General features: G+C 55.2%; 6 protein-coding genes and 1 pseudogene. 2 read left to right on the forward strand and 5 right to left on the reverse strand.

Annotated features, from left to right (window positions below):
* Window positions 1-31 precede the first annotated feature (31 nt).
* Together sbcC and sbcD are read right to left on the reverse strand one after the other, a co-directional pair.
* The gene (gene sbcC, locus ABK821_RS21620) at window positions 32-3,166 is read right to left on the reverse strand and encodes an exonuclease subunit SbcC (RefSeq protein WP_343178800.1); all 3,135 of its coding nucleotides are present in this window, start codon (window positions 3,164-3,166) and stop codon (window positions 32-34) included.
* Window positions 3,163-4,365, reverse strand: a complete 1,203-nt coding sequence (gene sbcD / locus ABK821_RS21625; protein ID WP_138358213.1) for an exonuclease subunit SbcD — start codon at window positions 4,363-4,365, stop codon at window positions 3,163-3,165. Before sbcD ends, sbcC begins: the two co-directional genes overlap by 4 nt.
* A 289-nt stretch (window positions 4,366-4,654) precedes the next feature.
* On the opposite strand from sbcD, the gene phoB reads away from it, so the two are divergent.
* Complete coding sequence (phoB, locus tag ABK821_RS21630; RefSeq protein WP_138358211.1) at window positions 4,655-5,344, forward strand: phosphate response regulator transcription factor PhoB; 690 nt, start codon at window positions 4,655-4,657, stop codon at window positions 5,342-5,344.
* 21 nt (window positions 5,345-5,365) lie between these two features.
* On the forward strand, window positions 5,366-6,655 hold the full coding sequence (phoR, locus tag ABK821_RS21635) for a phosphate regulon sensor histidine kinase PhoR (RefSeq protein WP_343178799.1): 1,290 nt from the start codon (window positions 5,366-5,368) through the stop codon (window positions 6,653-6,655).
* Between the two features lie 322 nt (window positions 6,656-6,977).
* Here the strand turns inward: phoR and ABK821_RS21640 are convergent, their stop codons facing one another.
* From ABK821_RS21640 to ABK821_RS21650, 3 genes and pseudogenes are all read right to left on the reverse strand, one after another.
* Window positions 6,978-7,373, reverse strand: a complete 396-nt coding sequence (locus ABK821_RS21640) for a YidB family protein (RefSeq protein WP_343178798.1) — start codon at window positions 7,371-7,373, stop codon at window positions 6,978-6,980.
* Window positions 7,374-7,417: 44 nt separating this feature from the next.
* Window positions 7,418-7,867 (reverse strand): peptidoglycan-binding protein LysM, encoded by a 450-nt coding sequence (gene lysM / locus ABK821_RS21645; protein ID WP_138358205.1) that lies wholly within the window; start codon window positions 7,865-7,867, stop codon window positions 7,418-7,420.
* Window positions 7,868-8,359: 492 nt separating this feature from the next.
* Window positions 8,360-8,469, reverse strand: a pseudogene (locus ABK821_RS21650) (IS630 family transposase); the annotation flags it as partial.

Raw genomic sequence — 8,469 nt, forward strand, 5'->3', positions numbered from 1 at the left:
ATGGGGCGGGGCGCACCAGCGAAGCCGCGCCTCACTCCACCGCGAAGATCTTATCCAGACGGCTATAGCCCAGCCCATTGATTTTCTTTACCTTAATCTGTACCGGAATGCGTTCTTTCATTGCCTCGACATGGCTGATCACGCCGATAATTTTGCCGCTGGCATTCAGTGCGTCCAGCGCATCCAGCGCGGTATCAAGGGTTTCGCTATCGAGCGTACCGAAGCCCTCATCAAGAAACAGCGAATCGATCCGCGTTTTATGGCTCACCAGATCGGACAGTGCCAGCGCCAGCGCGAGGCTGACAAGAAAACTCTCGCCGCCGGAAAGCGTCCGCGTATCGCGTACCGCGTCCGCCTGCCAGGTATCTACCACTTCCAGTTCCAGCGCTTCACTGGCCTTACGCTGTAGCAGATAACGGCCATGCAGGCGGTTGAGCTGATGGTTGGCCAGCCACACCAGGTTATCCAGCGTCAGGCCTTGCGCAAACTTACGGAACTTATCGCCCTCTTTGGAGCCGATAAGTGAGTTCAGCCACGCCCAGTCATCCACTTCTTGCGCGGCGTGCTCCATCTGCTGGCGTAACGTCTGTTGACGCTGCTGATTTTCGGCATTCTGCTTCAACTGCTGGCGAATTTCGCCCTGGCGAGCGCTGTTTTCCCGCAACTGCGATGTCAACAGCTGGAGCTTTTCCCGCACCTGCTCAAGCGGCTGGCTACTATCGCTTTCCTGCGGCGGTTGCTGGCTATGGCTATCCAGCGCGGCGCGGGCCCGCAGCGCCAGCGCCTGATTCTGCTGTAGCGAGCTTTCCCGTGTCTTCTTCAGGTTTTCGAGCCGCTGGCGCGTTTCTTCATCCAGCAGCGCGGCGAGAAACGCCTGCCGATCGGCAAACGGGCTGGCGGCCAGCGCGGCGCTGAACTGTTGTGCGGTCTCTGTCAGTTGGGCCTGTAATTGGTTTTCCTGCTGCCCCAGCGTTTGCCACTGGCTCTGGAGCGCCAGGCAGTCATCGTGTACCTGACGCCAGCCCTCGATCGACGCAGGCTCGGTCTGCTGCTCCGTTTCCGGCAGGGTCTCCAGCAGCGGCGAAAGCCGTTGGATTTGTTCCTGCAGGGCCGTTAATTCGTTCTGTTTAGCTTGCCAGCTGCGGCTCTCTTCTTCCCGCTGCGCCAGCCAGCCCGCGGCCTGGTCCGCGGCGGGTAAGCTAAGGGCGAATGCGGCCAGTTCACTCTCCAGCGCGGCGCTACGCTGCGCGTGTTCTTGCCGCAGCTGCTGTAGCTGCTGTTGGCTCTCCTGCTGTCGGGTCTGCCAGGCCAGACGCTGTTGATGCTGGTACAGTCGCTGTTCATGCTCTTGCTGCGTATTTAGCCAGCCGGGAATATCGTCCTGCGGCGTCAGGTTGATATTCAATCCAGCGATCGTCTCTTGCCACTGTAATGTAAGCGCTTGCTTCTGCTGAAGAAGTGATGCTTTCTCGGCGGCTTCTTTTTGCTGCTGCTTAAGCAACGCATCCAGCTCGCCACGTACCAGCGCGCCAGCTTCCGCCAGTTGTTTGACTTCACGCTCAAGCGCATCGCGCCGCGCCTGATTAACGTCAGGAGCCAGCGCCTGATATGCGGCGATGGCCGGGTGTTGTTCAGAGCCACAGAGCGGGCAGGGCGAGCCGGGCTGCAGGCGGGTACGTTCAGCCTCCAGACTGGCGATACGCGCTTCCAGTTCACACAAGGCTTTGACATCGCTGAACTGCTGATTTTTTTCTTTATATGCCTGACGACGCCGGGCCAGCGTGGCTTCCAGTTGCGTCTGCTCCTGCTTACTGGTCTGCCCGGCGCGATTGAGCTGTTCCAGACGTTGGCCCAGTGGTTGCAACTGGCTATGCAGAGCAGAGAGTTGCTGGCGAAGCGGCCGGGCGGCGGCGTGCAGAGACAGTCCGGCGCTGACCTGTTCGGCATCCAGCGTCAGGCTGGCGGACGGTAGCTCGGCCAGTTTGCGGCTGGCTTCCTCCAGACGCTGTTGTAATGCGGATTGCTGCTGGGTGTCACGTGATTGTTGTTGAAACGCCGCCCGCCAGCCCGCCAGCGCATTTTCCCATTGTTGATAGCGCTCGTGCTCTTTCAGCCATGCTGATAGCGTTTGCCGGAGAGCGTGCAGGCGTTCTGACTGTTGCTGCGCGGCGAGACGAATGCCAGCCCGTAAGCGTAATTTCTCATGTAAGCGAGCATTTACTTCTTCTCTCTGGCGGCGAATTTGCGCCAGCGCGGCGGTTTGTTCCTGCTGACGCGTCCAGTGCGGGCGTAAATGCTCCGCAGGCTGCGCATTGAGTAGCGCAGTCAACTGCGGCTGGGCCTGTTCGAGAGCCTGTCGGGCCTCGCGCAGCGCGGCCTGCGCTTTTCGGTCTTCCGCTGTCAGTTCGTCGCGACGCACCAGCCACTGACACGCATGTTGTAGACGGGTCTGTTCGCTAATCTGCTGTTTTTCTTCATCAGTAAGCGCTTGCAAACTTTTCTGGAGTGACTGCTGCTGTTCATCGCTCAGCAACAGGACGCCGGAGGCCAGGGCCTGTATTTTTTCCAGCTCAACGCGAGCGAGCTTATGTTTTTCAAAGACCAGAGCGGAAATCTGGCCGTAAATTTCGGTGCCGGTTAGCTCTTCCAACAATTCGGCACGCTCTTTGGGTTTGGCGTTGAGGAAGGCGGCGAATTGCCCCTGCGATAGCAGCATTGAACGGGTGAAGCGGCCGTAGTCCAGCCCGGTGAGCGAGGCGGTCATCTCCAGCTTATCTTTGACTTTATCAGCGAGGATTTTGCCGTCGTCGCAGCGCGCCAGTTCGACGCGCGGGGCCTGCAGATTACCGTCCGGCTGGTTTCTTGCCCGGTTCTGGCTCCAGAAGGCGCGGTAGGCGGTACCTTTAACTTCGAATTCCACTTCCGCCAGGCACTCGGCGGTATCGCGGGTCATCAGATCGTTTTGCGATTGCGACACGCTGCTCAGGCGCGGGGTTTCGTGATACAGCGCGAGGCAGATGGCATCCAGCAGCGTGGTCTTCCCGGCACCCGTTGGCCCGGTGATGGCGAACAGTCCGTTGCTGGCGAACGGCTCGCGGGTGAAATCGATTTTCCATTCACCTTTTAACGAGTTGAGATTTTTCAGGCGTAAGCTCAGGATTTTCACAGGCGGTCCTCACCGTTCAGGCTATGCAGGGTTGCATTAAACAGGTGTTCCAGGCGTTGCTGTTGCGCCTCTTCCAGGGTTTCCAGCGCCAGACGACGGGCGAAGACATCCTCGACCCGTAGTTCGTTGAGGGTTTCCCGTCTTTCTCCCGCCAGAATGCGCTCGCGCTGGTCGCGGCTGCGGCGCACCAGCAGCACTTCTACCGGGAGCGTTTCGGTCTTTTCCTGAATTTTCCTTTGAATATCATGTAAATATTCATCACTGGTGATTTCGATATCCAGCCATACGGCAGGTGACCGATCGTCGCTTTGCCATTGATTAAGCTGCTCGCCAATACTGGCGAAATCGCCTTTTAAGACCGCCAGCGGCTGGGTGATGGGCACGATAAGGGGCGTGACCTCCGCCAGGCGGCCGTCACGAAAGGTCACCAGATTGACGCTTTTGTTTTTTCCGGTTTCATCAAAGCTCAGCGGGATGGGCGAGCCGCTATAGCGAATATGCTCGCAGCCGCCGACGATCTGCGCCCGGTGTATATGGCCGAGCGCGATATAATCGGCAGGGGGGAAGTGGCTTGCCGGGAAAGCATCGAGAGTACCGATATAGATTTCGCGAACTGCATCGCTTTTGCTGGCGCCGACGGTGGTTAAATGGCCGCTGGCAATAATTGGCAGTTGTTGGTTGCCGCGCAGGGCGCAGGCCTGCTGGTATTGCTGCTGGTAGTAGTCGCTGATGGCGTTGAGAAGCTGCTGCTGCTTTTCGCCGCTGGAGTGTCCGGCCTGGCTGGTCACCAGTTCACGCGGGCGCAGGAAGGGCACCGGGCAAAAAATGGCCCCCGGTGAACCGTCGCGCCGCGGCAAAATAAAGGGAGCGTGACCCGCGTTGGCCACCACCGTGGTTTTCAGGAAGGCGAGAATGTCCCGCGATTCATTAAGCGTCGCCACTGAATCGTGGTTTCCTGCCAGCACCACCAGCTGGCAGCCGGTTTGCTGTAGCTGAACGACAAAACGGTTATACAGCTCGCGCGCGTAGCTTGGCGGAGAGCCGGTATCAAAAATATCGCCAGCGACAATAATCGCATCAACGTCATGCTCCTGTGCGCGGGACAGCAGCCAGTCGAGAAATGCCTGGTGCTCAGCGGCGCGACTTTTGCTGTAAAAATTCTGGCCCAGATGCCAGTCTGACGTGTGAAGGATGCGCATAGTGGTCCCTTAGCGAAAAAACGTAAGCGGTATTATATACCTGTCATACTCCTGGTTGCTTATGTGTTGGCTACGCTCGCCCCGGTGACATCGTTACCTGTGCGCCAGAGACCTGCTCCCGTGCCGCCTTTAAGCACCCCGGATAACACCGCTCTGCGGTGAGTTAAGTCCGTGTCATAATTCAAAATCCGTGTTCATCAGTCCGTCATTTTTTCATAAATCTGTCATAAATCTGACGCATAATGGCCGCGCACTTCTATACTGATGGCTAAAAAATACAGGGTAAATAATGGCGAGAAGAATTCTGGTCGTTGAAGATGAAGCTCCAATCCGTGAAATGGTCTGCTTTGTGCTGGAGCAAAACGGCTTTCAGCCGGTTGAGGCGGAAGATTTTGACAGCGCGGTTAATCAACTCAATGAACCCTGGCCTGATTTGATCCTCCTTGACTGGATGCTGCCGGGTGGGTCAGGTCTGCAGTTTATTAAACAACTTAAGCGTGAAGCGATGACCCGCGATATTCCGGTGGTGATGCTGACCGCACGCGGCGAAGAGGAAGATCGCGTCCGCGGGCTGGAAACCGGAGCGGATGATTACATTACCAAACCATTCTCACCGAAAGAGCTGGTGGCGCGGATTAAGGCCGTGATGCGACGCATTTCGCCGATGGCGGTGGAAGAGGTGATTGAGATGCAGGGGCTGAGCCTCGATCCGTCTTCACATCGCGTGATGACCGGCGAAAATCCGCTGGAGATGGGGCCAACGGAGTTTAAATTATTACACTTCTTCATGACACATCCGGAACGGGTCTATAGCCGCGAACAGTTGCTGAATCATGTCTGGGGAACTAACGTCTATGTAGAAGACCGAACGGTGGACGTGCATATTCGTCGTCTGCGTAAAGCGCTGGAACATAGCGGCCATGATCGGATGGTGCAAACGGTTCGCGGCACGGGATATCGTTTCTCTACCCGTTTCTGAATGTTGACAGGAGTGTGACCCGTGCTGGAACGGCTGTCATGGAAAAGGCTGGCGCTTGAGCTTTTCTTGTGTTGTATCCCGGCCCTGATCCTCGGGGCGCTTTTGGGTCATCTGCCGTGGTTTCTGTTAGCGGCGGTGACAACGCTTCTTATCTGGCATTTCTGGAATCTTATGCGCCTGTCGTGGTGGCTGTGGGTTGATCGCAGCATGACGCCGCCGCCTGGCAGCGGCAGTTGGGAACCGCTGTTGTACGGTCTGCATCAGATGCAGATGCGTAATAAAAAGCGTCGACGCGAACTGGGTAGCCTGATTAAGCGTTTTCGCAGCGGTGCGGAATCTCTGCCTGATGCGGTGGTGCTGACCACGGAAGATGGCGTCATGTTCTGGTGCAACGGTCTGGCCCAGCAACTGCTGAATCTGCGCTGGCCGGATGATAATGGGCAGAATATCCTTAATCTTCTGCGCTATCCTGAATTTACCCACTATCTGAAATACAGAGACTTTTCAAAACCGCTTAATCTGGTGCTGAATAATGCCCGCCATCTGGAAATTCGCGTGATGCCCTATAGCGATAATCAACTGTTGATGGTGGCGCGCGATGTTACGCAGATGCACAATCTCGAAGGGGCGCGGCGTAATTTTTTTGCCAATGTCAGCCACGAGTTACGTACCCCGCTGACGGTATTGCAGGGGTATCTGGAGATGATGCAGGAGCAGGAACTGGCCGGGGCCACGCGCGAAAAAGCGTTACACACCATGCGCGAGCAAACGCAGCGTATGGAAGGGCTGGTGAAACAGTTGTTGACATTGTCGCGAATTGAAGCGGCGCCGGTGCTGGCGATGAACGATAAAATTGATGTTCCGATGATGCTGCGGCTCGTTGAACGCGAGGCACAAACGCTAAGCCAGCAGAAGCATGTTTTGCATTTTTCAGTCGATCAGGCGCTAAAAGTGCTGGGCAATGAAGAACAGTTGCGTAGCGCGATTTCCAATCTGGTGTATAACGCGGTTAATCATACCCCGGCGGGAACGGAAATCACCGTTAGCTGGCAGCGTGCGCCGCACGGGGCGTTGTTCCGTGTGGAGGACAACGGGCCGGGGATCGCGCCGGAACATATTCCACGCCTGACTGAACGTTTTTATCGGGTGGATAAAGCGCGTTCGCGGCAGACCGGCGGCAGTGGACTGGGGCTGGCGATCGTCAAGCATGCCATTAGTCATCACGACAGCCGTCTGGAAATTGAGAGTACGCCGGGTAAAGGCACGTGTTTCAGCTTTTTGTTACCGGAACGTTTGATCGCCAAAAATTAATCCTCAGCGCCTGATCTGTAGTGGTTCAGGTGCGATCGGGTTGTGCCGGTTCTGGGATACGGGTAGCGGCGAGAATAATGCTGGTCAGTTAGGGGGCAGTCATCCGCGTGCATTGTTCAGGAATCGCCCGGCGGCGTTTCGCTTGCGCGGACCGACAGGTGATGTGTAACCTATTGATATCATAATTTTTGTAGGCCGGGCAAGGCGTTAGCCGCCGCCCGGCGCAAATGCGGGCACAATATCTGATACAGGTTTATCATCAGTCTCAGGCCTGAATACAGGCCTGTAATTTGCCACGCGTGAATACTCAAATGACGTAAATCTAACTAAATAACTTACCTTTCAGCAGATTAATCCCTGCAGAGACCAGATCGCCCTCAGCCGATGCTTCGCCCTGCGGTGACAGACCATCGACGATTTTTGGCAAGTATTCGGCAATTAGCGCCGAGGCGGTTTGCGAATCAATGCCCAGTTTCGCGCCGAGTTCCTGTAGCGCAGGCGAACCAAACACCGAAGCGATCTGCTCGCTATTTACCAGCATATTGCTCTGCTGGCTAAGCCACGACTCGACGATTTCACCTAAGCCGCCGTTGCGAAATTTTTCCAGAATTCCCTGGATACCGCCCTGCTGTTCAATCCAGGCCATGATCGCCTGAAGTTGCTCAGCCTTGCCAGCCTGCCCGCCAGACATGCCGCCGATTAGATCGAATAATCCCATTGCCGACTCCCTACAAACATTGCTAATAATCTTTAATTCACGACTTACTTCGCCGGGATAATCAGTACCTGACCCGGATAGATCTTGTCAGGATGCGTCAGCATCGGTTTATTGGCTTCAAAAATACGCGGGTAGTCATTGGCGGAGCCATACATTGCTTTCGAGATGGCGCTCAGGGTATCGCCGGATTTCACCGTGTAATAACGGCTTTCCGCCCCGCTTTGCGTCACAGTAACGCTATCATTGACTTGCCCAATCCCGGTGACGTTACCTACCGCTACCAGAATTTTTTCCTTATCTTCCTGTGAGCCGACGTCGCCCGTCACCGTCGCGGTACCATCGTCCGCGACATCAATATTGACCTTTTCGGCACCAGGCAGGTTAAGGCTATCAATGTGTTTTTTCAGCTTATCGGCCTGATCTTCCTTGCTGCCGCCGGATACGGCATCCCAGACTTTTTCGCCCGCTTCTTTCACAAAACTTAATAATCCCATCTATCCCTATCTCCATTACTGTTTCACGATGAACATTTTCATCAGACCCGATAACCCGGGTTCTAATCCACTTCAACATTCACGATGTACGTCTTGATACACCCGTCATAACCGCAAAATCCTGAAGCAGTGCAATCTGCACATTGAAGTATACCCAATAATCGTCAATGTGCAGAATATTTGCCTTGATATATCCGCTGTCCGCGACATAAAAAGATAAATATCTGTCGTTATCTGTTTCGTTTCTCAACGATAATATCATTGTGGCAACGTCCAGATATGACACTACGCGGCCTGACGGATAAGCCATCAGGGCTCCGGTGTGCGAAATATCATCATTCTCCCCAGAGAATGACACTTTGTTGGGATTTAGGGAGTGCGCTTACTGGTTAAGCTATTGAGCGGGAACGATGTGATGGTCGCCGCTTTCATTCGGGCCTGTCGCTGTTCCACGTTTGTTAACCGATACCCAGGATATATACCCAATAAACCTCAAGACACAGATTTGAGCACCTGAAAATTATCGTTAATTCGGGACGTCAGAGAACCCGCTATCTCCGGTAACGTATGGCTGAAAAATTCAGATATTGCATCCCTGAACT

This window comes from Klebsiella sp. KE9456 (assembly GCF_043832615.1).
GTDB lineage: Bacteria > Pseudomonadota > Gammaproteobacteria > Enterobacterales > Enterobacteriaceae > Klebsiella > Klebsiella indica.